The following is a 25,668-nucleotide window of genomic DNA, read 5'->3' on the forward strand; positions in this document are numbered from 1 at the left end:
ACAGGCCTTGCGGCCTGTTTAAATGTGTTATTTATTCACAGGTGATTCTGGATCAAGCAATAAGGCCATGACATCCTGAATTTGCTGCTCATTCAATAATTTGAAATGGGCAAAACGTGGCATATTGCTGCAAGCGTTATAGGCCTTGGAGTTATTAATACGATTCCAGGTGTAGGTGACCACCTCTTTGGAATAACCGCGCATTTTTCCATAACCAGTTAGCGATGGGCCAATATTTCCATAGGAAATTTCTTTAGCGTCAATTTGATGGCAGTTATAACAACCGCCACCAATTGGGGTATCGGCTTTATCAGACCATGTGGCTCCACGACCGCTTTGCGCAATTCGCTCACCATTCTTCCAATCACCAATATATTTTCCATCGGCAGGCTGCTTAATGGAATCCATATTGATTTTTTGGATTTTCTCGCGCATAGCTTGACCTTGCTTGCTATTGGCGAACTGAGGATCTGAACAGAATTTCTGGGTTGCATCTTGGTCAATACGATCCAAACCAGCAATACCGTCTGCGCGGAAGCTATCTTGAATCATCTTGTTAAATTTTGGATCATTTTTCTGTTGTGCATGAGCCGGAGTTTGAATTAAACCGGCGGCAAAAATAAATCCAGTGACAGCTAAGAGTTGCTTTAAGTGTGTAATTTTCATATTCATCTCTTATCCATTAACGCTTCAAACCAGGTGTTTCGACTATTCCGCCGTTTGCGGTTTTTGCCATATACATAGACAAAGCAATAGTCACGTCGGAGCTGTATATAGGGAACGGAAAGCGTTGCTGACGGAAGCAATCATTCAAACGCTGTTGCATGGTCCAAAACTGACCACTCGATACACGGTAGGCTGGCCAGTAACCCCAACCTAAAGCAGCACCTTTTTGCTCTGTAATGTTCGGTAAGTCTTGCAAACGAATCCGTTTAGCGTTTTCAGCATGGCAAGATGCACAGGAGAAGTCCATCGGACCGCCTTGGAAAAAGAAAGCACGCTTACCAAGGTCATACATCTCTTTTTCTTTTGGATGTGCGGTACTAACCTTAATCTTCTCACCCTTAGACAAAGTAACAACATAGGCAACAATAGCCTCCATATCCTTCTTGGGGCCCTTTTGGAATTGGGCATCAATCATTTCCTGTGGGTCGCGGCCCTGCAATACTTGCATACAGGTCATCAAACGCGACTCTAAGTCTTGAACCTTATTAGTGTCCTTGAAGTAACGTGGCAACTGAGCTGCGGCACCTTTCACAACCCCAGGCCCTAAACCTAAATTACATTGCTCAAGAGTTGCATTCTTTGGACCGGCTGGCTTTTTCCACAAATCTTCACCAGCCGCCTCGTAGAGTTCTGAAGGATTTCCGTCGGCAATCATCTCGCGATATTTAGCAATATCGTCTGTAGCACTTTTTTGTGCTGACACCGAAGATGTCATTGTTAATAAAGCTGCCACTAAACCAGTAGCTAGCCCTAAGGTCAATTTACGCTGCATTTCCTACCCTTTCAGAACCACGGAGGCGGTGAAGATTTATTAAAGCCAAAAAACAATTAAGAAGCGGTTGCTTCATCAGTACGCTTATCGCCCTTACTATCATTCCAAGTCACAACAATTTTGTCACCCTTAGCGCCTTTGTACTTGAAGTTTAAAAATGGATCCTTGGATACTGCTGGACCAAATTGACCATTAAATACATCCTTGCCGTTTGCCTTCACATTAATTGTGCTGATAAACCAAGCTGGAATAGTTTTGCCAGACGCATCTTTACGCTGACCAGATTCCATATCGTGTTTCATCAAAATTTTTACGTCTACAGTGCCACCATTTTCAGCAGCTCTTACGCGCATTGGATCAGCCATTTTGTTTCCTTTTTTACTCTATATATAAATAAATTGTTCTATTGAATTACCGCGAATTAACCGCCGCAACCACCAAGCGTTACTTTGACTTCTTTAACAGTCATCAACCACTTGCCATCAGCCTTGACTAATCCATAGACATTGGATGTTTGACCCATCTTGATACGAGTGGTGACAAAAGCGTCTGTACCGGCTGGGATAAAGAATTGAGCTGCAAGTGCGCTTGGATTCTTTTCAACCAAGATTGCCATTTGCTCCGCTTTAAGCGAAGTGATAATTCCAACAGGAACGACTGCGCCGTTTTCAGCAATATCAGGGGCATTTAAAGTAACCGCGGATGATTTTTCTGGGCTACTAGCACCCATGATCTTAAATACATCATCGATACCCTTACCCTCAAAAGCGGCTTTGTTCCACTCTTGGGCTTGAGCAGTACTAATAAGGCCTGCAGAAGCCATCAAGCCAAATACTGCTGAGTACTTCAATACACTGCGACGCTGCTGATTCATAAAAACTCCTTTATTAATCTTTACTTCTCTCAATTTATTGCTTATTTTGCATTAAAACACCCTGCTTACTACTAAAAATAGCTTTTTATTTACCGCCAGAAAGCATCCAGACCACTAAAGCCTTGCGATCTTCGTCCGAAAGCTGTGCTTGTGCTGGCATCGGGATTGATCCCCACACACCAGCCCCCCCTAATTTCACCTTGGTCATCAGCCTATCAACTGCACCGCTCTGACCATCATACTTTTTAGCAATATCTGCAATTGAAGGTCCGACTAACTTAGCATTAGGAGCATGGCAAGCCGAGCAGTTCTCATTTTTAAAGAGTGCTGACGGACCTTTTGCTGCAGAGGAATGGGTATCTGCTGCATGTGCCAAGCCAGTTCCTGAAGAACCAGGTAATTGCTGAATGGGTGGCTTCGTGGTGTCTGCGCCACGATATGGGCCATACATCCGATTTTGCTCCGCAATATTTTCATGTGCGTTGCGAGCAAAGTCAGGCAAGGTTGAACCAATTTGCACAAATGGGACGCAGTTATGCATGCAAGCGCTGCCATTGACATCAGGCTTATCTTTGACATTCCAGAAACCATGCTTAGTCGTCATACCGTTACGGTTCGGCATTTTAATTTCAGCAATATTTTTATCGCTGAGAACAAAATCATCTGGAACGATTTCACCCAGACTCAAGATAAATGCCACTAATGCATAGGTGTCATCAGGAGTCAGTGATCTAGGTGCATTCCATGGCATAGCGCGGTAAATGTAATCCCATAATGTAGATACTGTGGGCACTTTCATTAAGGTCGTTCTTTGCGGCTGCTTCATGTCTTTTAATGAGGCAACTCGACCTGTCTTCGTATCATCCTTAGAGGTGCCACCAGCGATGGGTGTAAAGATTTCATTAGACTCACCAAAGGTACCATGGCAACTGGCGCATTTAGCCTCCCATATAACCTGACCCTTTTCAACGGAACCGGATCCTTTTGGCAAACCTTTAAAGTCTGGGCGCACATCAATATCCCAAGCTGCAACTTCTGCCGGGGTAGCCGCTCTACCAATACCAGGGAATTTGGCTGAGCCAGATTGTGCTAAAGCTTGTTGAGAACTCATTGCGATAAGAGCCACAAATACTAGGCCGATGCTAAATTTATCCAACTTGAACATTGCTCACCTCGCCGTTTGAATCCAATTTCCAGGATTGGATTGCATTGTTGTGATAGATCGAGCGTGTGCCGCGAACATTACGTAGCGTTTTGATCGACGGTTGAATGTAGCCGGTGTCGTCTACAGCTCTTGATTGCATGATTGCCGGGGAGCCATCCCATACCCAATCGATATTAAATCGCGTAATGGACTTAGTGAGGACAGGTGTTTCTAGGCGAGCTGTTCGCCAGTTATTGCCGCCATCAAAAGAAACATCGACTCGAGTAATCTTTCCCCGACCAGACCAGGCCATACCACTCACGTTATAGAAGCCCTTATCCAGCAATTGTTGACCGCCTGAAGGCGTTGTAATGACGGACTTACACTCTTGGATTGATGCATATTGACGATGTATTCCATCTGGCATGAGCTCAATGTAGTGAACTGCTTCGTCTTTGGTATTCCAAGGCATATCGCCTACTTCTAAACGTCGCAACCATTTCACCCAACTCACACCCTGAACCCCAGGAACTACCAAGCGCAATGGAAAGCCGTTTTCTGGACGCAACATTTCGCCATTCATGGCCCAGGCAACAATGGTGTCATTAAGGCAACTCTCGAGATTGATGGTGCGAGTCATTCCTGAACCATCACCACCCTCGGCTAACATGAACCTGCCCTTTTTAAGGTCGGCGCCACACTCTTCCAGCAATACCTTTAAAGGAACCCCTGTGAATTCACAGCAAGAGAGCATGCCATGGGTGTATTGCACGGTTGGAACGGCTACGTTGCCCCACTCTAATCCGGTATTCGCACCACACTCAATAAAGTGAGTACGAGATATCGAAGGCAAACGCATTAAATCATTCATCGTGAAAACACGTGGATTCTTAACCAAGCCATTCACCATTAAGCGATGTGTTTCTGGATTGACGTTGTACCAACCTTGGTGGTGACGTTCAAAATGCAAACCGTTTGGCGTGATAGTTCCAAACAGACCTTGGAGAGGTGTAAAGGCGACAGATGCAGCAGAGACACGCGTAAGCCCAGGAGACTCACGTCGAATTAAATTAGATTCATAAATAGATGGCACGCCGTATGGCATGGTTGCTACGTTTTTGCCAAGCGTTGTTTGCCATTCCTGTTTCTCAAGGATAGCTGGATCGCCCTCGCCTGTTGCCATAGCTAGTGGAGCCGCTAGTCCAGCGGTTACGCCACCAAGTGCAGACATAAAACCTTTACGTAAGAAGCCACGGCGGTTTTCATCTAAACCATTTGCATTGATATCGGCGATGAGTTCCTGCGAAATAAAATGTTCTGGTGCCTTTACTAGGCGAGCCTGACTAGCTGGCTTTTCAATTGCGCCGATGTCCTGAGCGCTAATCTCGATTTGTTTTTTATTCATGTGATCTCTACTTTGGTCAATAGATACTATAAAAATTAATGCAAACTCTCAGCAATCTTGGCGCACACGGTTTGGCACATTTCCACAGTGGCGTTATCAGCAATTGAGTAAAAAACAGTGATACCCTCTTTGCGTCTCAGCAAAATGCCTGCTTTATGAAGCGCAGAAAGGTGACGTGAAACATTAGCCTGGCTTGAGCCGCATAACTCAACAACCTCAGATACAGACTTTTCGCCGCTACATACTGCATACATGATGCGTAGGCGAGACGGCTCCGATAGGACATTGAAATATTGAGTAACTTGTGCAAAAACCTCTTCCATTGCCTCTGGAGATAGCTTTTTAGTAGCTTTCTTTACTTTTGCTTTGATATTCACTAGTGATAACCGTATATGCGTATATATGCATATATTAGACTCCACCTCGAAGTAATTACATAGAGAGATACCCTAGGTACAAAAACAATACAATCAAAGAGATGGATATTGATGCAATTCTGCTGTCCTTAAAGCTTGCTTTTTGGACCATGGCCCTAATGTTGCCATTTGGGATATGGGCAGCCCATAAATTAGTGAATCTCAATAGAAGCCGACCATGGGTTGAGGCTGCACTAGCGCTTCCCTTGGTGCTTCCGCCTACAGTTTTAGGCTATTACTTTCTAGTTTCATTTGGTAATACTAATATTTTGGGCGTTCCCCTTGTATTCTCATTTGCAGGAATCCTACTCGCATCGCTCATTGCAAACATCCCATTTGCCATTCAACCTATACAGCGAGCCTTTGAGGCCATAAATCCTGAAATTCGAGAGGCAGCTCAAGTCAGCGGCCTGAGCAACTGGCAAATCTTTCGTTTAATTGAACTTCCTCTCTCTTGGCGTGGCATCACTGGTGCTGCCGCCCTCACCTTTGCACATACCCTTGGGGAATTTGGTGTTGTCCTCATGGTGGGCGGCGCAATACCAGGGGAGACAAAAACAGCCTCTATTGCAATTTATGACAAGGTTCAGGGCTTTGATACCACCGGTGCTGGAGCCATTGCTCTCGTGCTTCTGGGTATATCCTTAATATGCATTGCCCTCTCCTACGGAGTATTGGGGCGTAAGCCAAATCTGCGCAAAGGCTTAAGCTCATGTTGAAGGTCAAAATTCAGCAGATCACCCCAAGCCCTCTGCAAATTAGCTTGGAATGTGCCCCAGGCGAGTTGCATGCCCTCGTTGGACCATCCGGGAGCGGAAAAACTACCGTGCTCAGAACCATTGCAGGCTTAAACAAACCCGCTAGTGGAAAAATTGAGTGTGATGGTGAGGTCTGGTTTGAAGCCGATGATCTCGGAAATAAAGCGCAACAGCTCTCGCCGGCAGAACGCTCTTGCGGCTTCTTATTTCAGCAGTATGCTCTTTTCCCCCATCTGAGCACCTTGGATAATGTGATGATTCCGCTGCAGAACTCTGAACTCAGCAGATCTCAGCGCAAGGAAATCAGCCTCGATCTGCTTGATCGCATGGGTATTGCCAATCTCGCAGCGCGTATGCCAAATCAACTGTCTGGCGGACAACAGCAACGTGTTGCCCTTGCAAGAGCACTTGCTAGACAGCCGAAAGTCTTATTGCTAGATGAACCGTTCTCTGCGATCGATACACCAACACGCCAAGGTCTATATAAAACATTGGCCGAGCTCCGTTCAAACTTACATATCCCCATCTTATTAGTTACGCATGATCTACGTGAGGCTGATTTATTGGCTGATCAAATTACGGTTATTGACCAAGGTATCAGCCTACAAACTGCAGCGCCACAAGTACTGTTTCAGAAACCAAGAAATTCAAGGGTTGCGCAATTGGTTGGTATTAGCAATATGTTTAATGGCGTATTCGATACCGGCAGCTTGAGTTGGGATGGCTGCGCCAAGGTTTTTTCAGTTGCGGATAAAGGAAAGATTCCACCAAAAGCCCGGGTTGCTTGGGTTATCCCGCAAAGTGGCTTGAGTGTTCATAACAAACCAACCCAAACTAGCATGCCTGCCTTAGTTGAGAAGATGAGTAGTCTGGGTCAGATAGCGGTAACTCAATTACGTATTCAAGACAGTAACAACACTATTGAATGGGAAGCTTCCTCAGCCGAAGTCAGGAGACTGGAAATGGAAGTTGGCAAGCAAATGCATATTGAGCTCGATGGCAATCAAATTCATATCATGCCGCTTAGGCCTATAAACGACCCGCGAAGATTTATTGGGCATCATAACGAGAATTTTTAATCACCAATATTCTCCCAATACAAATTTCGAAACTTTGAATATGACTCTCTAGTCTTTCGAAATCATTTATTTCAATCGGTAGCATCTCTTTTTATATGCTAGTATCCTCAAAATTACGCTTTTTACCCCTTAATAAAAATGGAGTTTTTAATGAAAAATAGTCGTCGCCAATTCATGATTTTGTCTGCAGCTGGTGCTTGCACCTTGGCTTTGAACGGTAAAGTTCAAGCTCAAGCCATGGTTGCTGAAAATGATCCACAAGCTGCTGCTTTAGGTTATAAAGCGGTTGCCACAACTGTTGATAAGGCAAAGTATGCAAAATATGCTGCCGGTCAAGAGTGTGATAACTGCGCCCTATACCAAGCTAAAGGCTCGGCAACACAAGGTGGCTGCTCTTTGTTTGGAACAAAGCAAGTGGCAGCAAAAGGCTGGTGTTCTGCTTACGCTAAGAAGGCTTAGTACTAAATTAGTTAATAGTTCAAAAAGCTGCTTCGGCAGCTTTTTTTTACAAGCTCTTTTTAGCTACCATCCCAAGCAAGGCTGACATGCCAGCGTGCCTCGCACCCTCAGACAATTCTTTTTCGTAACACTGCAGATCGAGGATTTCATATCCTTGACTTAGCTCACGAATCATTTCTTCGGTATACAGGTGTTCTATAAGTGATGGACCACCGGTTTTGTATTGCAATTGCTTTGGGGTATATCCTTGCAAAATGAATAGACCCCCTAGCTTCAATGTCTGATGTATTTGTTTGAAAATTCTGGTGCGCATTTCAGGATCAGCAAACTGGATGAAAATGCCAATTACCGCATCATATAAATTAGCCTGCCAATCAAAGCTATCGGTGTCACAGAGGCTGTACTGAATATTGACTTCACTATCAGTAGCAAACTGATTTGCCTTGGCAAGTGCAATATCCGAAACATCAAATCCTGTGACTCGCATGCCTTGCTTTGCAAGCCAAACACCATTGCGCCCTTCTCCATCAGCAATGCAGAGAACTGAAGAGTTGGGCTCTAGATAACGAGACGCTTGCTCAACCAGATATTCATTCGGCTCTTTACCAAAGATGAATTCTTTTTTATCGAAGCGTTCATTCCAGAACTGAGTAGCATCTGTAAAGCCCATGAATTGCCTGATCTTGGATTACTTCTTCAAGCCACCAATCAGATCATTCTTTAAATCCACTACGCTCTCGAGTCCAACTGCGATACGAACCAAGCCATCAGTGATGCCTGCAGCTTTGCGGGCCTCAGGACTTACCCGGCAGTGTGTCGTTGTAGCAGGATGTGTAATCGTTGTGCGAGTGTCCCCCAGATTTGCGGTAATGGAGCAAAGTTTTGTTTGATTGATCAACTTGAAAGCCGCTTTTTTTCCGCCCTTCAGAGTGAAAGATAAAATAGCACCACCCGCTTTTTGCTGGCGCTTTGCCAACGCATGTTGAGGATGAGATTTCAAACCAGGATGATAAACACGCTCTACTCCCGGCTGTTTTTCCAACCACTGAGCAATCTCTAGAGCATTCTGACTCTGCTGCTTCATGCGCAACTCTAGAGTCTCTAAACCTTTTAAGAACACCCAAGCATTGAAGGCTGAAAGTGTTGGGCCTGCAGTACGTACATAGGGAAATACTTTGCCCATGATGAAATCATTGCTGCCCACAATTGCGCCACCAACTACGCGACCCTGACCATCCAAATACTTGGTTGCGGAATGAATCACTACGTCAGCGCCTAATGAAAGGGGTTTTTGCAAGGCCGGCGTACAAAAGCAGTTATCAACTGCAAATAGCGCCTTAGCTTTTTTTGCTATCTTTGAGATAGCTTTGATATCAGCAATCTCAGTTAAGGGATTGGATGGTGTTTCTAGGTAAAACAATTTAGTATTTTCTTGGATAGCACTTTGCCAAGCCTTGGTATCCGACAAATCCACATAAGTCGTTGTAATACCAAAGCGTCCTAGAATATTGCTAAATAATTGGATGGTGGCACCAAACACAGAGCGAGAACAAACCACATGATCTCCTGCCTGAAGATGCGACATTGCCATTGTTAAAATCGCAGCCATACCAGAAGAAGTTGCAATGCATGCTTCGCCACCCTCTAGCGCAGCTAATCGGTCCTGGAACATACTGACTGTAGGATTGGTAAAGCGAGAATAAATAAAGCCCTGATCTGCATGCGCAAAGCCATCTGCTGCAAGTTCAGCACTATCAAAGCAAAAGCTAGAAGTGAGGAACATGGCCTCAGAGTGCTCTTGGTATTCAGCAGTACGGCGCGTACCTGCACGAACCGCTAAGGTTTCAAGCGCTAGCTTAGAAAAATCAGGCTTTTTACGGGTAGTTTTACTCTTCATACCGCTATTTTGACACCGAATTACAGAATTGCCTCAGACACGCATATCTGAGGAATGTGATCGTTGTTTTTAGTCTTCTGTGGCTAAGTGCAAATGCAGTTGCGAGCGGGCAAAATCACTTGAATCACGTTGACGGTCGGCTTTGGCCTCGGAGGTATTGCGAGCAGCCTCTAGAGCATCTAAATAAGATTCATTGATATCGCCAGTAATGTAGTGACCATCAAAACAAGAGGCCTCAAAATGCTGGATTGCCGGATTGATATCCTTTACAGCCTGCTTCATATCTTCGACGCTTTGATAAATTAATTGATCTGCACCAATCATTTTATTGATCTCTTCATCAGTGCGGCCATAAGCCACTAGCTCACTACGAGTTGGCATATCGATACCATACACATTAGGGAATCGTACAGGAGGTGCAGCAGAAGCAAAAATCACCTTCTTAGCGCCAGACTCTCGTGCCATCTGCACAATCTCAAATGAGGTTGTACCGCGAACAATAGAGTCATCCACAATGAGGACGGTCTTATCTTTGAACTCAATGCGCATGGCATTGAGTTTCTGGCGTACTGATTTTTTACGAACAGCCTGGCCAGGCATGATGAACGTTCTACCGATATAGCGATTCTTGAAGAATCCTTCTCGGTAATCTACGCCTAGACGTTTAGCAACCTGCATTGCTGCGGGACGACTAGAGTCAGGAATCGGCATGACAACATCAATCTCACCAGGAATGGTTTCTTTGCGGATCTTTTCGGCAAGATAATCGCCCATACGCATCCGTACGTTATAAACAGTCACGCCATCAATTGTGGAATCTGGACGAGCCATGTAAACGTATTCGAAAATACAAGGCGTCAGAACTGCATCGGCAACACACTGACGTGAAGAGAAATTACCATCCAAATCAATATAAATTGCTTCACCAGGATTTACATCACGTACAAAGGTAAAGCCAAGGCCATCAAGCGCAACCGACTCAGAGGCGATCATCCACTCCGGACCCTTCGGTGTATCCATACGTCCAATACACAGGGGTCGAATTCCAAACGGATCGCGAAATGCCAATAAGCCATAACCAGCTATCAAAGAAACAACTGCATAAGAGCCTTTAACGCGCTTAGTTACTTGTGTAACGGCGTTAAACATGGCGCCTTCATCTAATGCCGCGCTATTGGTTTCTTTTTGAAGCTCATCTGCCAATACATTCAACAACACCTCTGTATCTGAACTGGTGTTGATGTGGCGACGATCGCGATAAGCCATCTCTACACGCAGGCTAGCTGCATTAGTCAGATTACCGTTGTGAGCCAAAATAATGCCGTAAGGAGCGCTGACATAAAACGGTTGAGCCTCTTCCTCACTACTTGCAGAGCCAGCCGTTGGATAGCGAACCTGTCCAATACCGGCACTCCCTACTAGACTTCGCATATTACGAGTTCTAAATACATCTCGCACTAGACCATTAGCTTTATGCATTGTGAATGAATTGCCATTCATGGTTGCCATGCCGGCAGCATCTTGACCGCGATGTTGGAGCAATAACAACGCGTCATAAATGAGTTGATTAACTGGGGAGTGGGAAACTGTTCCGACGACGCCGCACATAAGCCTAGATCCCTATTGTTAATGAAGGTGTAATGGTGGGTGTAATTTTAGGCATTGCATTACTTAATTGCTTTGCCCAGTCAGCCGGCAACCACCCTTTGATTAAACTGGTTGCCATATCAATGGCTGGTCGGGTAATTGCCTTTTGCCAAGCGACGCTTTGAGGAATAGGAGTCAAGGCCGCTAATGTTGCCATTACTACTACAACCACACCACCACGCGCTAAACCAAATACTAGACCCAGAAATCGATCTGTCATGCTCAATCCAGCAGACAAGATAATCTTTTGAATCACATTGCCGATCAAGCCACAGACAATCAAGGTAAGAATAAATAGAATGAGGAAGCTGACACCCAGACTCAGAAGCTCATCCATATGAAAAGTAGATAGCCATTCAACAGAAAGATAGTTTGTATAGTGATAAGCAACCCAAGCAGCTACAAACCAAGAGGCTAGTGCCAGCACCTCTTTAAAAAGACCCCGAGAAATGCCCACTAATGCGGAAACCAATAGCACTACCAAGGTGAAGTAATCCACCGTAGTTAACTTCAGGGTGGATAAATATTCCATTAAGGGGCTTCCACCTCAACTAGCCTTGGAGACAGGCCCATGGCTTTCACTTTTTTCTCAGCAGCTTCAGCAGCGTCCTTATCGGTAAATGGCCCAGCTCTTAATAGAAAAAGCTTTACACCATCAGCGCCGGTTTTATTCAAAACATAATTAGGAATCTTTTGATCCTTCATCTTAGCTATCCAGCCTTTGGCTCGCTCTTCAGATGCAAAAGCACCGACCTGAATGACATATTTACCTGGCCCCACTTTTTTTGGGAGTTCTTCAGCTTTTGATTTAGCGCTTGCATTTGGCACTGCAATAACCTCTTCACCAGCAGCTAAGCCACTAATAGAATTTGTTTTACTTACCGCAGGCGATGATGGCACTACAACTTCTTTGGATGGAGAAGGCGCTTTTTCTTTCGCTGGCATCTCAACAGCAGCTACTGGATTTACCTTCGCATCATTTATGGGCATTGCAGCGTTAGGGGCTGGCAGGCTAGTCACGATATTCACAGCAATATCGTTATTCACAGACTTAGGTTTGTTATCCAAAATACGAGGAAGGCCAACTACCGCAATTAATACTAGGACGGCTGCGCCAATGAGACGATGGCGGGCACGTTGCTGATCAGGATCTTCTGTTAGCGCTAGCTCTTCATTTTCTTGGGCACGCTGAAAGCTACGGGGGGCTAATTTATTGACTGTACGACGACCCCTCGCCGAAGCCCGATCAAGGTCTTCAGTCTCAGAGTTTCGCCTAAAAAGCTTCGATAAACGAATCATGGATCAATGGGCCTGGTTATTTCGATATGCCATTACTCCGGCAACAGTATAGAAGGATCCGAAGATCACAATTCTATCACCCTCACCGGCCTTAGAAAGCGCTTTTTGATACGCTGAAGCAGGATCTGGGAAGCACTCAATACCACCATCTTCCCCATTTTTAACGGATACACCCAAATCTACCAACTTCTCAGATAGTGCCACCGCACTAGCGGCGCGTGGGGTTGGTAAATCAGTACAAAACCAGAAATCCACACTATTTAACAGGGGCTTAATAACGCCGGCAATATCTTTATCCGCCATTGCGCCAAAAATGGCATAGGTATAGGGGTGATAGCCCATCTTATCCAAACCCTGCCCCAAGGTAGCTGCCGCATGGGGGTTGTGAGCAACATCCAAAACGATGGTTGGCTGACCGGGTAGAACCTGAAAACGACCTGGCAGCTCCACCATGGCAAAACCATTGCGAATATCCTGTGCGCTAACTGGTAGTCGCTGATGCAAGGCGATTAATGCGGCTATCACAGCAGATGCATTCAGGATCTGATTGGCACCACGTAATGCAGGGTAACCTAGACCGCTAAAGCGTTTTTGTCGTCCAGCCCAACCCCACTGCTGCTTATCACCTTGAAAGTTGTAGTCACGGCCCTGTAGCCATAAATCACATCCAAGTTTTGCGGCGTGATCAATTAAAGATTGTGGAGGCACGGGGTCGCCACAGACTGCAATACCGCCGGCTCGGAAAATGCCAGCTTTTTCAAAACCAATTGCCTCACGTGTGCCACCCAAAAAATCAGCATGGTCAATATCAATACTCGTGACGATCGCACAATCTGCATCAACAATATTGACAGCATCTAGGCGACCCCCCATGCCCACTTCAAGCACTACCGCATCCAAGCTCGCCTTGGAAAATAAATGCATGATGGCCAAGGTAGTAAATTCAAAATACGTTAACGTTGGCGCATCCGCTAAGCTGACGCGAGCTTTTTCAACGACTGCAAAATGCTCTAGTAAAAGATCATCTTTCACCTCTTCACCATTAACGCGAGCACGCTCGTTAAATACGAGTAAATGTGGAGACATATGACAACCAACCTTGTAGCCAGAAGCTAGCAAAATACTCTCAAGATAGGCGCAAGTAGAGCCCTTGCCATTGGTACCAGCCACAGTGATAACTGGGCAATCAAAGTGAAGACCTAGCGCATCTTTAACCCGATTAATGCGAGCAAGACCCATGTCGATGCCAACAGGGTGAGCTGTTTCGAGGTGACTAAGCCAAGCCGTTAAGCTAGAAAAAAGGATGGGGGTTTGGAGGGCGAGATTCAAGCGCTTTATACAGCTGCGCTACCCGCAATCGCAGGCTCAGGGAGTTGCTGTAGTAAGGCCAACAAACGAGCAATCTCACCACGCATCTGCCGACGATCAACGATCATATCGATGCCGCCCTTTTGCATCAAAAACTCAGAGCGCTGAAAACCTTCGGGTAATTTTTCACGTACAGTTTGCTCGATCACGCGTGGACCAGCAAAGCCAATTAACGCTTTTGGTTCGGCCATCACCACATCGCCCATAAACGCAAAGCTGGCAGAAATTCCACCCATGGTTGGGTCTGTTAGGACGCTAATGTAGGGCAAACCTTTTTTAGAGAGCAAAGTGAGCATCGAGTTAGTCTTCGCCATCTGAAAAAGAGATAACAAGCTTTCTTGCATACGCGCACCGCCAGTGGCGGTCACACAAATAAAAGCACATTTCTTAGCAATGGCTTCCTGTACGCCGCGAGCAAAACGCTCACCTACTACCGAACCCATTGAGCCACCCATATATTGGAACTCAAAGCAGGCCGCAACCACTGGAATGCTCTCAATCTTTCCACCAAGAACAATTAGGGCCTCGGTTTCTCCGGAAGCATCACTAGCTTCCTTTAATCGATCAGGGTACTTTTTGGAATCTTTAAATTTGAGTGGGTCAGTTGGGTAAATATCTGCGCCAATCTCATAGCGACCCTTGGGATCCAAAAGACTATCGAGACGCTGACGGGCGCCAATGCGCATGTGATGACTGCATTTGGGACAAACCGATAAATTCGCTTCGATATCAGTGCTGTAGAGCACGGTTTCACAACTGGGGCACTTAACCCAAAGTCCTTCAGGAACAGATTTGCGATTGGCAGGGTCCGTATGTTGGATTTGTGGGGGTAGTAATTTATCGATCCAGCTCATCAGTTTTTAACTATCCAGTGCATTAACTATCTAAAGCGACGCGAATTTCACGAATGAAGGTTTCGAGTGATTGTACCGCTTGGCCAGGGGCAGAATCCTCCAAAAGACGAATAATTCGACTGCCAATCACCACTGCATCAGTTGTTTTTGATACTGCACGGGCACTTTCAGCATCATTGATACCAAAACCTACTGCAATCGGAATTGGGGTAGCCTCACGAATCTTAGGAATAATGCTGGCCACATCTTGCGTATTCAAATGAGATGCGCCTGTTACGCCTCGCATCGAGACATAGTAGATATAACCAGAAGCTATTTTGGCCGCGTCCTTTATACGCTCTTGTGATGAAGTGGGAGCCAATAGAAAAATAGGGTCAACACCGGCCAACTTCATTTGGTCAGCAAAATCAACGCACTCTTCTGGAGGGTAGTCGACGATCAAAACACCATCAACGCCTGCAGCTTTAGCTTCCCCTGCAAAGCGCTCTGCTCCCATCTGTTCGACTGGGTTGGCATAGCCCATGAGGACAACCGGCGTATCCGCATCTGCTTTACGAAACTCTTTGACCATGTCTAGGCAAGTACGCAGAGTTACGCCTTGAGTAAGCGCTCTTTCAGATGAGCGCTGAATAACTGGACCATCTGCCATCGGATCAGAAAATGGCACCCCAAGCTCTATGACGTTAGCACCACCACGAACTAATGCATGCATTAATTCAACAGTGAGTTTTGGGTCAGGATCACCAGCAGTAATAAAAGGGATTAAACCTTTTTTTCCGCTAGCTTTTAATTCATTGAAGAGTGCAGTAATTTTTGACATGGATTAGCCTTCAGAACCAGTGGCTTGAGCAACGGTATGCATATCCTTGTCACCTCGACCAGATAAGTTCACTAAGATGGTTTTATCTTTAGAGAGCGTGGGCGCTAATTTACAGGCATATGCAATCGCATGAGCAGATTCTAGGGCAGGAATAATGCCTTCAATACGGCAGCAGTCATGAAAAGCTTTCAATGCTTCTTCATCAGTTATTGCCACATAGTCAGCGCGACCTGAATCTTTTAACCATGCATGCTCGGGACCAACGCCGGGGTAATCCATGCCAGCTGAAACAGAATGCGTTTCAGATATCTGTCCATTTTCATCTTGCAAAAGATAGGTTCGATTGCCGTGCAAAACACCAGGCTTTCCAACGCAAAGGGCTGCAGAGTGAAGACCACTATTGAGACCGTGACCTGCAGCTTCAACGCCAATCAATTTCACTTCCGGGAAATCAATATAGGGATAGAAAATACCCATGGCGTTAGAACCGCCGCCAACACAGGCCATTACATAGTCAGGCTGACGCCCAGTCATGACAGGCATTTGTATTTTGCATTCCTCACCGATCACACTTTGAAAGTCTCGGACCATCATTGGGTAGGGATGAGGTCCAGCGACAGTACCAATAATGTAGAAGGTATCCTCTACGTTAGTGACCCAATCACGCATTGCTTCATTTAAGGCGTCCTTCAGCGTCTTTGTTCCTGATTCCACAGGCACTACTTTTGCACCAAGCAATTTCATGCGGAACACATTTTGCGCTTGACGCGCTACGTCAACAGAACCTTGATATACAGTGCAGTCCAAACCGAAACGAGCGCAAATAGTTGCAGTAGCGACACCATGCTGCCCTGCTCCAGTCTCAGCAATGATGCGCGGCTTACCCATACGCTTAGCCAGCATGGCTTGACCGATAACATTATTAATTTTATGTGCGCCAGTGTGATTCAAATCTTCACGCTTAAGATAGATTTGTGCGCCGCCCAACATCTCACTCCAACGTTTAGCGTGATAGACCGGGGAGGGACGGCCTACAAAATGCTTGAGCTCATAATGAAATTCTTCTATGAATTCAGGATCGTATTGATATTTTGCATAAGCTGCTTTGAGCTCATCCAAGGCGAACATGAGCGTTTCAGAAACAAATACGCCACCGTAAGGACCGAAGTGTCCCCGTGCGTCTGGCTTATCGTACATAAATACCTCTTTTATTAGTTACAGCAAATGATTAGGTTGGCGTGCTTGCGTCTGCCGCACGCACTGCCTCGATAAACTCTTTCATCAAGGCGTGGTCTTTTACACCTTTGCTGATTTCTACGCCGCTAGAGACGTCAACCGCGCAAGGGTGAAGACGAGCAATAGCTTCGCCCACGTTGTGAACGTTCAATCCACCACTCAAAACGACCCGAGGCGCGTTTGCGCTTATCCATGCTTGTGGAATTCCTGACCAATCAAAAGGAATGCCCCCTCCTCCATAGCCCTCAACGAGTGCATCGAGCAAAAGAGCATTTGCTTGCCTATATTGTAGGGAAAAATCATCAAATGCGAAGCCTGCTCCAACACGTGCAGCCTTCATCCATGGCTGACCTGCAGCTAGGCGGTGGCATTCCTCTGGTGACTCATCCCCATGAAACTGCCACAAAGTAATCGGGGCCGCGGCCCTAATAGCCTCAAATTCAGCATCGGTAGCATTGACGACCAATCCCACAGCATCAACCCCTGCTGGAAGCCTAGAAATCAATGTGGCAGCAATATTTGGAGTAACGGCTCTAGGACTAGGAGGGTAAAACACGAAGCCAAGCGCATCAACACCAGAGGTAATGGCAGCATCAACGTCGCCTGGTGTTTTGAGGCCGCAGATTTTGACCCTAGTTCGGCCTGGAGTGTTTGTTATTAAGCCCATATGGGGAAATGATAAGGGTCTTGAGCTATTAAAGGCACATTTAGACGAAAATCGCCTTGGGCAACCAAGAATTCGAAAGCCATGGTTTTGGGATGTTAAATTCTTCTGGGTAGGCAATTTGGGCTAAATAGAGGCCTGCAGGTGAAAAAGTAGGGGCTGCAACACTACGATCTTTTGCTGCCAAAACCTCGGCCATCCAATTGGCTGATTGTTTGCCTACACCAATTTGGATGAAGCTCCCTACTAAATTGCGAACCATGTGATGCAAGAAGGCATTCCCTTTGATCCTAAAATACAGCCATGGCTCATTCGAGAAGATTTCGATGGAATACATAGTCTTCACTGGAGTCTTGCTTTGACATTCTGAGGAACGAAAAGAGGTGAAGTCATGTTCACCAATCAAACATTCAGACGCCAATCTCATCGCGTGAATATCAAACCAGCGATCGGCTGGAAGCATCACATAACCAGCACGATCGGCAGCCATAGGTGAGCGGCAAGGCCCAGCATGTAATGCATAAACATAAGTTCGCTCATGAGCGGAATAGCGAGCGCTAAATGCATCCGAAACTGGCTGAGCCCAATTGATCACAATAGATTCTGGCAGGAATGCATTAACCCCCCTCACCCAAGACCAGTTGTCTCGCTCAACTTCGACATCAAAGTGAACAACTTGACCCAATGCATGAACACCGGCATCTGTTCGACCAGCAGTAATAACGCGAATAGGATGAGAGTGCTGGGCCTCACTACCAACAAACGAGGCAATAGCTTTCTCCAACTCAGCTTGAATGGTAGGCTGATTTACCTGTGTCTGCCAACCAGAAAAAGCGTTACCGTCATACTGAAGTCCGAGGGCAATGCGCATTCAGTTTAGCTATTACTATGCGAAAGCTCAGCTAAAACACCTCGCGCTTCAACCACAATCTCAGGGTCAATTGATGCGCCAATACGGACAATCTCTTCAAGTGATTTCTTGGCGGCTGAAAAATCTTCAATAGTGATGTAGGCGCGGGCTAGATTTAATCTAACTCTAAGCTCATCAGGCGTCAGTTCTGATGTGGCAGGCTTGGTAACAGGCAAATCCAGATTAATACTTCCGAATAATGCCTTAGCTTTATCCGAGATACCCTCATGATGAGCATGATCACTAGCATGGTGATCGTGCGCTGTGGATTGCACTTGCTCGTGTTCTGACGTGTAGTCACGAGCATGAATATGAGGGGAAGGATTTTTACGCGAATGACTGATAAAGAACCAAATCAAAACAGCCGTAACTAAAACAAAAGCAAGCAAGCCAAGAAAAACAGCCTTTGCGTTAAACCCACTCTTTCCAGAATCAAGCACCTCTGCGGTACCTTGAGATTCAGCTAATATTTTTTTTAAGTCTGCAATATTCTTCTCTAACTCTTGAGCTCTAGCATTAGTTTGTTCGAGGGCCTTTTCTTGGGCTACTATTTCTTCAGTAATGCGCTTAGTATCTGCATCCCGGTCTCCACTAGAGCCGATCTTTAAACGATTTGCAGAATTGACAACATCATCCACACTAACTTCTACGCTAGCTTGGTCACTCTTTTTCTCAACCCATTGTTGCGCTGCCGAGTCTACAAAATCCTTAGCAAGCTTTGAATCAATCGCCTGTACTGTGGCTGGATCAGGAATCAAGAGCTCAGAACCAGCCCGCAAACGATTAATATTGCCGCCTGCAAATGCATCTGGATTGGCTTGATATAAAGCCATCATTTTCTGGTCGATCGAGAATTCTGGTGAGCCTGAATCCATCTGTGATGCAATCGAAGACAGCGTTTGTCCAGGCTCTACAATAAACTTCGGAATAGTCCCATTCAAAAATGTATATATTCGAGTGATTGAGCCTGTTGACCAATTTAAGGTGAGCAATAAGTCTACAAAGATATCCTCAGAGATCGGCACGGCTTTCACCGTTTCAACCAAAACCATCAAGCGTCCATCCTTTGCTCGATAGACCATGACTTGGGTATTGAAGTCCAAAATTTTAGGTGAAATGCCGAGGCGCTCATAAGCGCTTGCCGATGGTATTGAGGCTGATAATGTTGTTAAAAGAGCTTGCTCATCTGGAGCCAACTCAATGGGCACCTCAATTCGAAGACTTTCGCCGGGATTAGATACCAAATTCGCCTTGCCCAATGTAACAGCGAATACACTAGTCGATAGTGCAATACCAATAAGACTAGCAAAGAGAAATTTCAGCATCTGAATATTAGGCATTGCTATCCAATAGAATTTTTAACATTCGACGTAAGGGCTCAGCTGCACCCCACAAAAGTTGATCGCCTACAGTAAAAGCACCAAGATATTCAGGGCCCATTGCCATCTTATGCAATCGTCCGATAGGCACTATCAATGTGCCGCTAACAGCTGCCGGAGATAATTCACGCTCGGTAGTCTCGCGATCATTTGGTATCACCTTGACCCATTGATTGTCATTGGCCAATATTGCCTCAATCTCTTTAAGCGGAATATCTTTTTTGAGTTTCACGGTGAGACCTTGTGAGTGGCAGCGCATAGCGCCAACACGGACACATAAACCATCAATGGGAATGCTGCCCGGAGTTCTAAATGCAGGTCGACCTAAGATCTTATTAAATTCAGCTCCGCCCTTCCACTCTTCTTTTGTTTGACCGTTCTCGACTGGAACATCAATCCAAGGAATGAGACTGCCCGCTAAAGGAGTATTGCGGAAGTTTTTCTTTGGAAAATCAGGTGAACGTAATGTCTCGGTGATTTTGCGATCAATATCCAGAATCCAAGAAGAAGGGTCAGCTAATTCAGTAGCTACGCTATCGCGCAATGCGCCCATTTGCAACAATAGTTCGCGCATATTCTGGGCGCCAGCACCTGAAGCTGCCTGGTAGGTCATGGCGCTAATCCACTCGACCATATCAGCCTTAACAAGGCCACCCATCGCCATCATCATTAAACTGACCGTGCAGTTACTACCAATCCAGTTCTTTCCACCAGCAGCCAGCGCTTTATCAATTACCGGACGATTCACTGGATCCAAAATTAATACCGCATCATCCTTCATGCGTAAGGCACTAGCAGCATCAATCCAGTGACCCTGCCAACCAGCGGCACGCAGTTGTGGAAAAATCGCATTGGTGTAGTCACCACCCTGACAAGTCAAAATAATGTCGCAACGCGAAAGTGCTTTGATGTCATTCGCATCTAGCAAAGTATTCTCACTCTTAGTCACTTTTAGTCCATTTAAGAGCGGCACTTCACCACCAGCCTGACTAGTGCTAAAAAATACAGGTTCGATCAGGTCAAAATCTTTTTCAGCCAGCATTCTCTCCATGAGAACGCTACCAACCATACCGCGCCAGCCAACTAAGCCTACTAAGGGAGTTTTTGTATTTGACATGATGATCAACTATGTGTTCAGTGTGTTGAAATATTTACGAGTGTAAGTAATTATGATTTTGAAAGAGCGGCAACAACAGCATTGCCCATTTCAACGGTAGAAACTTTCTTTGTACCTTCGGTGTAGATATCAGCGGTACGTAAACCTTGAGACAAAACTTGTTGGACTGCTGCCTCAATACGATCCGCTTGGGCAGGCAAACCCAAAGAGTAACGTAGCATCATGGCAGCAGAAAGAATCGTTGCCAGTGGATTAGCGATACCCTTGCCCGCGATATCAGGGGCTGAGCCGTGACTTGGCTCGTACAAGCCTTTATTGTTTTTATCTAATGAAGCGGATGGCAGCATGCCAATTGAGCCGGTCAACATCGAAGCTTCATCTGAGAGAATGTCGCCAAACAAGTTACCAGTCACCACCACATCAAATGCCTTGGGCGCCTTCACTAATTGCATGGCGGCGTTATCGACATACATATGCGTTAACTCAACATCTGGATAGTCTTTGCCAACACGAATCATGACATCACGCCACAACTGTGAGGTCTCTAAGACATTAGCCTTATCCACGCTACATACCTTTTTGCCGCGTTTACGAGCTGCTTCAAAAGCTACACGACCAATACGCTCTACTTCAGGCTCACTGTAATGCATCATATCGAAACCTTCGCGCGCACCCTTAAATAGGGGCAATTCAGAAGTACGAATTCCGCGTGGCTGACCAAAGTAGATATCGCCATTCAGTTCGCGAATAATCAATATATCCAGGCCACTAACAATTTCAGGCTTCAAGCTTGATGCGGCCGTTAGCTCGTCATAGCAAATAGCAGGTCTAAAATTGGCAAAGAGCTCAAGATGCTTGCGCAAGCCCAAGATGGCTTGTTCTGGACGAAGTTCGCGAGCCAAGGCGTCATATTTCCAGTCGCCCACAGCACCAAACAAAATAGCATCTGCTTTTTTAGCAAGTTCAAGAGTTGCAGGCGGCAATGGATGTCCAGCAATATCATAAGCAGCACCCCCGACAGGCGCTGTCTCCAGATCAAACTGAGGGCCGAGCGCATTTAATACCTTAACGGCTTCAGCAACGATTTCCGGGCCGATACCATCGCCCGGTAGGACTGCAATTTTCATGAAAAGGCCTTTAACTCTATAAAACTACGGCAGTTGTGTAGCAAGCCAAGGCATCTTAAGAATGCGCTCAGCTTCGTAGGCCTTGATTTTATCTGCATGTTGCAGGGTTAAGCCAATATCGTCTAAGCCGTTTAGCAGGCAATGCTTCCTGAATGGCGCCACATCAAAGCTGTAAGCGGTTCCATCAGGGGAGATGACTTGCTGAGCCTCTAGGTCGATTGTGAGCTGATAGCCACTAAAAGCCAGGGTTTCATTGAATAAATGGTCTACCTGCAACTCTGAGAGGGCAATCGGTAAAAGGCCATTTTTGAAGCAATTGTTGTAAAAGATATCCGCAAAACTAGGTGCAATAACCGCTCTGAATCCATACTGATCTAATGCCCAAGGTGCATGCTCACGGGAGCTGCCGCAGCCAAAGTTCTTACGGGCTAGCAAAATACCGGCATCTTTATAGCGCGGCTGATTTAAAACAAAATCTGGATTAATTGGACGCGTACTGCAGTCTTGACCAGGCTCACCATGATCGAGATAACGCCACTCATCAAACAAATTCTGGCCAAAACCCGTTTTCTTAATGGATTTTAAGAACTGCTTGGGGATGATGGCATCGGTATCTACATTTTCGCGATTAAGCGGAGCTACCAAGCCTTTGTATACCGTAAATTTTTCCATAGTGATTTGTCTGATGTTTTTTTGTGAACTTACTTCACCGGGGTCACAACAACATCTTTCCCTTGAGTTTGGGACTGATTGGATGTGTTGGAATTTTTGCTTCCGCCCATAGAGTTACCCATAGTTTGAAGATCTTTACCAACGCCTTCCATTGTGTTTGCGCAAGCAGATAGGATGATGCCGATGGCAGCAACTATCGTCAATTTTTTAATCATTGTGAAAGAAGACCATTTAAACACTGTAACTCCTTAAGAAATCTTACGAACATCAACAAAATGACCTTCAATCGCAGCGGCAGCAGCCATCGCTGGGCTCACCAAGTGCGTTCTTCCGCCATTACCTTGACGACCTTCAAAGTTGCGATTTGAAGTGGATGCACAACGTTCACCAGGCTCAAGCCGATCAGCATTCATTGCCAAGCACATAGAGCAACCGGGCTCACGCCACTCAAAGCCAGCTGCTTTAAAAACACGATCCAAACCTTCACGCTCAGCTTGGGCTTTTACCAATCCAGAACCGGGAACAACCAGTGCTAACTTCACATTAGCAGCCACCTTCTTGCCTAGACGATCAACCACCTTAGCGGCAGCACGAATATCTTCGATACGGCTATTAGTGCAAGATCCGATAAATACTTTATCAATAGAGATATTGCCTAATGGTGTATTAGGCACGAGACCCATATATTCAAGCGCACGCTCCATTGCGGAACGCTTATTTCCATCGCGCTCTTTTTCAGGATCTGGAACGCGATCACTGATAGCCAAAACCATTTCTGGCGAAGTCCCCCAAGTCACTTGAGGAGCAATTTCTTCTGCACGCAGTTCAACCACAGCATCAAACTGCGCATCTAAATCAGAATGTAGGGTGCGCCAGTATTGCAAAGCATGACGTAAAGCCTCGCCTTTGGGGGCGTATGGCCTACCTTGAATATATTCGATCGTGGTTTCATCAACTGCCACCAATCCGGCGCGTGCACCTGCTTCAATTGCCATGTTGCAGATTGTCATACGACCTTCCATGGACAAGCTACGAATAGCTTCACCTGCAAACTCAATGGTGTAGCCAGTTCCGCCTGCAGTACCAATCTTGCCAATGACTGCGAGCACAATATCTTTCGCAGTAGAGCCGGGCTGGAGGCGTCCATCCACCCTCACCAACATATTCTTGCTTTTTTTCATCAGCAAAGTTTGGGTAGCTAGTACATGCTCAACTTCAGATGTACCAATGCCAAAAGCTAGTGCGCCAAAGGCACCATGCGTACTAGTATGTGAATCACCACAGACCACAGTCATACCCGGCAAGGTTGCGCCTTGCTCTGGTCCAATGACATGAACAATCCCTTGACGGGTATCGTTCATTTTGTATTGCGTAATACCAAAGGCATCGCAGTTTTGATCTAGCGTATCTACTTGCAACTTGGATATAGGGTCAGAAATCCCCTCAGAGCGATCCGTCGTTGGAACATTGTGATCAGAAACAGCCAAATTGGCAGAGATTCGCCACACTGGACGGCCAGCTAAGTTAAGCCCCTCAAAAGCCTGAGGGCTTGTTACTTCATGCAATAACTGACGATCTATATAAATCGTGGCCGTGCCATCTTCCTCAGAATAGACGACATGGTCATCCCACAATTTGTCGTAAAGCGTGCGTGACATGAATACCCTCGAGAACTTTTTTATTTGCGGACAGAAATATTGGGAACTTTTCGCGAAGTTTCTCCAACGTATAACTGACGTGGACGACCAATCTTGTATTCAGGATCAGTGATCATTTCCTCCCACTGAGCAATCCAGCCAACCGTTCTCGCCAAAGCAAATACACAGGTAAACATTTCAGTTGGGATGCCCAAAGCGCGCTGTACGATTCCAGAGTAGAAATCTACGTTTGGATAGAGCTTGCGGCTGACAAAATATTCATCTTCCAATGCAATCTTCTCAAGAGTCATTGCTAGCTTGAATAATGGGTCATTCTCTAGACCCAATTCTTTTAATACTTCATGGCAAGTTTCACGCATCAGTTTTGCACGTGGATCGAAGTTTTTGTATACACGATGACCAAAGCCCATCAAGCGAACACTGGAGTTCTTATCCTTAACTTGAGCAATAAACTCATGAATCTTATCTACACCACCACTAGCCTGTATTTCATTGAGCATCTCTAAGCAAGCTTCATTTGCTCCGCCGTGAGCAGGACCCCAGAGACAAGCAATACCTGCAGAGATAGCAGCAAATGGATTGGTACCAGAGGAGCCACACAAACGCACTGTTGAAGTTGAGGCATTTTGCTCATGGTCAGCATGTAGAGTAAAGATGCGATCCAAAGCGCGTACCAATACTGGATTTACTTTGTACTCTTCGCAGGGTGTTGCAAACATCATGCGCATAAAGTTGGCTGTGTAAGACAAAGAGTTATCTGGATAGATAAATGGCTGCCCTACAGAGTATTTATAAGACATTGCAACCAAGGTTGGCATCTTGGCAATTAGACGAATCTGCGCAATTTCGCGTGCCTTAGGCTGACTGTAATCAATGGCGTCATGGTAAAAAGCTGCCATCGCACCAACTAAGCCAGTTAATACAGACATTGGGTGCGCATCACGACGGAAACCGCGCAAGAAAAATTGCATTTGCTCATGAACCATCGTGTGATGCATGACCAAATTCTCGAAATCTTTTTTCTCGGTAGCATTTGGCAGCTCACCATTAATGAGTAGATAACAAACTTCCAAGAAATCGCAGTTGTGAGCAAGATCTTCAATTGGGTAGCCGCGATAGAGCAACTCACCTTTATCACCATCGATATAGGTAATTTTGCTATTACAAGAGGCTGTTGATAAAAAACCTGAATCGTAAGTGAACTTGCCGGTTTGACCGTACAGTTTACGAATATCAATTACATCAGGACCCACTGTGCCTTTGTATATTGGCAAGTCGATATCTGGTGTGCCGTCCGAAAACGATAATTTTGCCTTGATGTCCGATTCAATCATTTCTAATCCTTAGTCATTCAAATTGATGATTACTACATTATGTGATCACGCAT

The 25,668-nt window shown here is 45.7% G+C and carries 28 protein-coding genes; 3 read left to right on the top strand and 25 right to left on the bottom strand.

The window, feature by feature from the left end; genetic code table 11:
* Nucleotides 1–27: 27 nt before the first annotated feature.
* The 7 genes from soxX to ICV89_RS05580 form a co-directional block, all read right to left on the bottom strand.
* The gene (soxX, locus tag ICV89_RS05550) at nt 28–666 is read right to left on the bottom strand and encodes a sulfur oxidation c-type cytochrome SoxX (protein WP_215307213.1); all 639 of its coding nucleotides are present in this window, start codon (nt 664–666) and stop codon (nt 28–30) included.
* Nucleotides 667–682: 16 nt separating this feature from the next.
* Nucleotides 683–1,498: a sulfur oxidation c-type cytochrome SoxA gene (soxA, locus tag ICV89_RS05555; RefSeq protein WP_215307214.1), complete on the bottom strand. Its 816-nt coding sequence runs from the start codon at nt 1,496–1,498 to the stop codon at nt 683–685.
* Nucleotides 1,499–1,554: 56 nt separating this feature from the next.
* Nucleotides 1,555–1,863, bottom strand: a complete 309-nt coding sequence (gene soxZ / locus ICV89_RS05560; protein WP_015421154.1) for a thiosulfate oxidation carrier complex protein SoxZ — start codon at nt 1,861–1,863, stop codon at nt 1,555–1,557.
* A gap of 56 nt (nt 1,864–1,919) precedes the next feature.
* Nucleotides 1,920–2,372, bottom strand: a complete 453-nt coding sequence (gene soxY / locus ICV89_RS05565; RefSeq protein ID WP_215307216.1) for a thiosulfate oxidation carrier protein SoxY — start codon at nt 2,370–2,372, stop codon at nt 1,920–1,922.
* An 85-nt stretch (nt 2,373–2,457) separates the two neighbouring features.
* Nucleotides 2,458–3,537: a c-type cytochrome gene (locus tag ICV89_RS05570; protein WP_215307218.1), complete on the bottom strand. Its 1,080-nt coding sequence runs from the start codon at nt 3,535–3,537 to the stop codon at nt 2,458–2,460.
* Nucleotides 3,521–4,876 (bottom strand): sulfite dehydrogenase, encoded by a 1,356-nt coding sequence (soxC, locus tag ICV89_RS05575; RefSeq protein WP_370624498.1) that lies wholly within the window; start codon nt 4,874–4,876, stop codon nt 3,521–3,523. Before soxC ends, ICV89_RS05570 begins: the two co-directional genes overlap by 17 nt.
* Before the next feature lie 80 nt (nt 4,877–4,956).
* The gene (locus ICV89_RS05580) at nt 4,957–5,298 is read right to left on the bottom strand and encodes a metalloregulator ArsR/SmtB family transcription factor (RefSeq protein WP_215307221.1); all 342 of its coding nucleotides are present in this window, start codon (nt 5,296–5,298) and stop codon (nt 4,957–4,959) included.
* Between the two features lie 101 nt (nt 5,299–5,399).
* Here ICV89_RS05580 and modB point away from each other — a divergent pair, with 101 nt between their 5' ends.
* The 3 genes from modB to ICV89_RS05595 all read left to right on the top strand — a co-directional run bounded on the left by modB (nt 5,400) and on the right by ICV89_RS05595 (nt 7,633).
* Nucleotides 5,400–6,056: a molybdate ABC transporter permease subunit gene (gene modB / locus ICV89_RS05585; RefSeq protein ID WP_215307223.1), complete on the top strand. Its 657-nt coding sequence runs from the start codon at nt 5,400–5,402 to the stop codon at nt 6,054–6,056.
* On the top strand, nt 6,050–7,174 hold the full coding sequence (locus ICV89_RS05590) for an ABC transporter ATP-binding protein (protein ID WP_215307225.1): 1,125 nt from the start codon (nt 6,050–6,052) through the stop codon (nt 7,172–7,174). Before modB ends, ICV89_RS05590 begins: the two co-directional genes overlap by 7 nt.
* A gap of 150 nt (nt 7,175–7,324) precedes the next feature.
* Nucleotides 7,325–7,633 carry a high-potential iron-sulfur protein gene (locus ICV89_RS05595; RefSeq protein ID WP_215307227.1) on the top strand — a complete coding sequence of 103 codons (309 nt, stop codon included), beginning with the start codon at nt 7,325–7,327 and terminating at the stop codon, nt 7,631–7,633.
* 46 nt (nt 7,634–7,679) lie between these two features.
* On the opposite strand, the gene ICV89_RS05600 is transcribed toward ICV89_RS05595, so the two are convergent.
* The 18 genes from ICV89_RS05600 to gltA all read right to left on the bottom strand — a co-directional run bounded on the left by ICV89_RS05600 (nt 7,680) and on the right by gltA (nt 25,615).
* Complete coding sequence (locus ICV89_RS05600; RefSeq protein WP_215307229.1) at nt 7,680–8,303, bottom strand: bifunctional 2-polyprenyl-6-hydroxyphenol methylase/3-demethylubiquinol 3-O-methyltransferase UbiG; 624 nt, start codon at nt 8,301–8,303, stop codon at nt 7,680–7,682.
* A gap of 18 nt (nt 8,304–8,321) precedes the next feature.
* Complete coding sequence (locus ICV89_RS05605; RefSeq protein ID WP_215307231.1) at nt 8,322–9,530, bottom strand: O-succinylhomoserine sulfhydrylase; 1,209 nt, start codon at nt 9,528–9,530, stop codon at nt 8,322–8,324.
* 69 nt (nt 9,531–9,599) lie between these two features.
* On the bottom strand, nt 9,600–11,138 hold the full coding sequence (purF, locus tag ICV89_RS05610) for an amidophosphoribosyltransferase (protein WP_215307233.1): 1,539 nt from the start codon (nt 11,136–11,138) through the stop codon (nt 9,600–9,602).
* A gap of 4 nt (nt 11,139–11,142) precedes the next feature.
* Nucleotides 11,143–11,709 carry a CvpA family protein gene (locus ICV89_RS05615; RefSeq protein ID WP_215307235.1) on the bottom strand — a complete coding sequence of 189 codons (567 nt, stop codon included), beginning with the start codon at nt 11,707–11,709 and terminating at the stop codon, nt 11,143–11,145.
* Nucleotides 11,709–12,476: an SPOR domain-containing protein gene (locus ICV89_RS05620; protein ID WP_215307237.1), complete on the bottom strand. Its 768-nt coding sequence runs from the start codon at nt 12,474–12,476 to the stop codon at nt 11,709–11,711. The genes ICV89_RS05615 and ICV89_RS05620 overlap by 1 nt, the downstream gene beginning before the upstream one ends.
* 3 nt (nt 12,477–12,479) lie before the next feature.
* Nucleotides 12,480–13,805 (bottom strand): bifunctional tetrahydrofolate synthase/dihydrofolate synthase, encoded by a 1,326-nt coding sequence (gene folC / locus ICV89_RS05625; RefSeq protein WP_215307238.1) that lies wholly within the window; start codon nt 13,803–13,805, stop codon nt 12,480–12,482.
* A gap of 5 nt (nt 13,806–13,810) precedes the next feature.
* Nucleotides 13,811–14,698: an acetyl-CoA carboxylase, carboxyltransferase subunit beta gene (accD, locus tag ICV89_RS05630; protein ID WP_215307240.1), complete on the bottom strand. Its 888-nt coding sequence runs from the start codon at nt 14,696–14,698 to the stop codon at nt 13,811–13,813.
* A 22-nt stretch (nt 14,699–14,720) separates the two neighbouring features.
* Nucleotides 14,721–15,518 (bottom strand): tryptophan synthase subunit alpha, encoded by a 798-nt coding sequence (gene trpA / locus ICV89_RS05635; protein ID WP_215307242.1) that lies wholly within the window; start codon nt 15,516–15,518, stop codon nt 14,721–14,723.
* A gap of 3 nt (nt 15,519–15,521) precedes the next feature.
* Nucleotides 15,522–16,715: a tryptophan synthase subunit beta gene (gene trpB, locus ICV89_RS05640; protein WP_215307244.1), complete on the bottom strand. Its 1,194-nt coding sequence runs from the start codon at nt 16,713–16,715 to the stop codon at nt 15,522–15,524.
* Between the two features lie 31 nt (nt 16,716–16,746).
* On the bottom strand, nt 16,747–17,421 hold the full coding sequence (locus tag ICV89_RS05645; RefSeq protein ID WP_215307246.1) for a phosphoribosylanthranilate isomerase: 675 nt from the start codon (nt 17,419–17,421) through the stop codon (nt 16,747–16,749).
* A gap of 40 nt (nt 17,422–17,461) precedes the next feature.
* On the bottom strand, nt 17,462–18,289 hold the full coding sequence (gene truA, locus ICV89_RS05650) for a tRNA pseudouridine(38-40) synthase TruA (protein ID WP_215307248.1): 828 nt from the start codon (nt 18,287–18,289) through the stop codon (nt 17,462–17,464).
* Between the two features lie 5 nt (nt 18,290–18,294).
* On the bottom strand, nt 18,295–19,668 hold the full coding sequence (locus ICV89_RS05655; RefSeq protein WP_215307250.1) for a FimV/HubP family polar landmark protein: 1,374 nt from the start codon (nt 19,666–19,668) through the stop codon (nt 18,295–18,297).
* Nucleotides 19,661–20,824: an aspartate-semialdehyde dehydrogenase gene (asd, locus tag ICV89_RS05660; RefSeq protein ID WP_215307252.1), complete on the bottom strand. Its 1,164-nt coding sequence runs from the start codon at nt 20,822–20,824 to the stop codon at nt 19,661–19,663. Before asd ends, ICV89_RS05655 begins: the two co-directional genes overlap by 8 nt.
* 50 nt (nt 20,825–20,874) lie before the next feature.
* Nucleotides 20,875–21,951 (bottom strand): 3-isopropylmalate dehydrogenase, encoded by a 1,077-nt coding sequence (leuB, locus tag ICV89_RS05665; RefSeq protein ID WP_215307254.1) that lies wholly within the window; start codon nt 21,949–21,951, stop codon nt 20,875–20,877.
* A gap of 24 nt (nt 21,952–21,975) precedes the next feature.
* Nucleotides 21,976–22,623 (bottom strand): 3-isopropylmalate dehydratase small subunit, encoded by a 648-nt coding sequence (gene leuD, locus ICV89_RS05670; protein ID WP_215307256.1) that lies wholly within the window; start codon nt 22,621–22,623, stop codon nt 21,976–21,978.
* Between the two features lie 29 nt (nt 22,624–22,652).
* Nucleotides 22,653–22,838 (bottom strand): hypothetical protein, encoded by a 186-nt coding sequence (locus ICV89_RS05675; RefSeq protein ID WP_215307258.1) that lies wholly within the window; start codon nt 22,836–22,838, stop codon nt 22,653–22,655.
* Between the two features lie 33 nt (nt 22,839–22,871).
* Nucleotides 22,872–24,281 carry a 3-isopropylmalate dehydratase large subunit gene (gene leuC, locus ICV89_RS05680; RefSeq protein ID WP_215307260.1) on the bottom strand — a complete coding sequence of 470 codons (1,410 nt, stop codon included), beginning with the start codon at nt 24,279–24,281 and terminating at the stop codon, nt 22,872–22,874.
* A gap of 20 nt (nt 24,282–24,301) precedes the next feature.
* A complete protein-coding gene (gltA, locus tag ICV89_RS05685) occupies nt 24,302–25,615 on the bottom strand; it encodes a citrate synthase (RefSeq protein WP_215307262.1) in 1,314 nt (437 codons plus the stop codon).
* Between the last annotated feature and the right edge of the window lie 53 nt (nt 25,616–25,668).

The organism is Polynucleobacter sp. Adler-ghost (assembly GCF_018688495.1).
GTDB lineage: Bacteria > Pseudomonadota > Gammaproteobacteria > Burkholderiales > Burkholderiaceae > Polynucleobacter.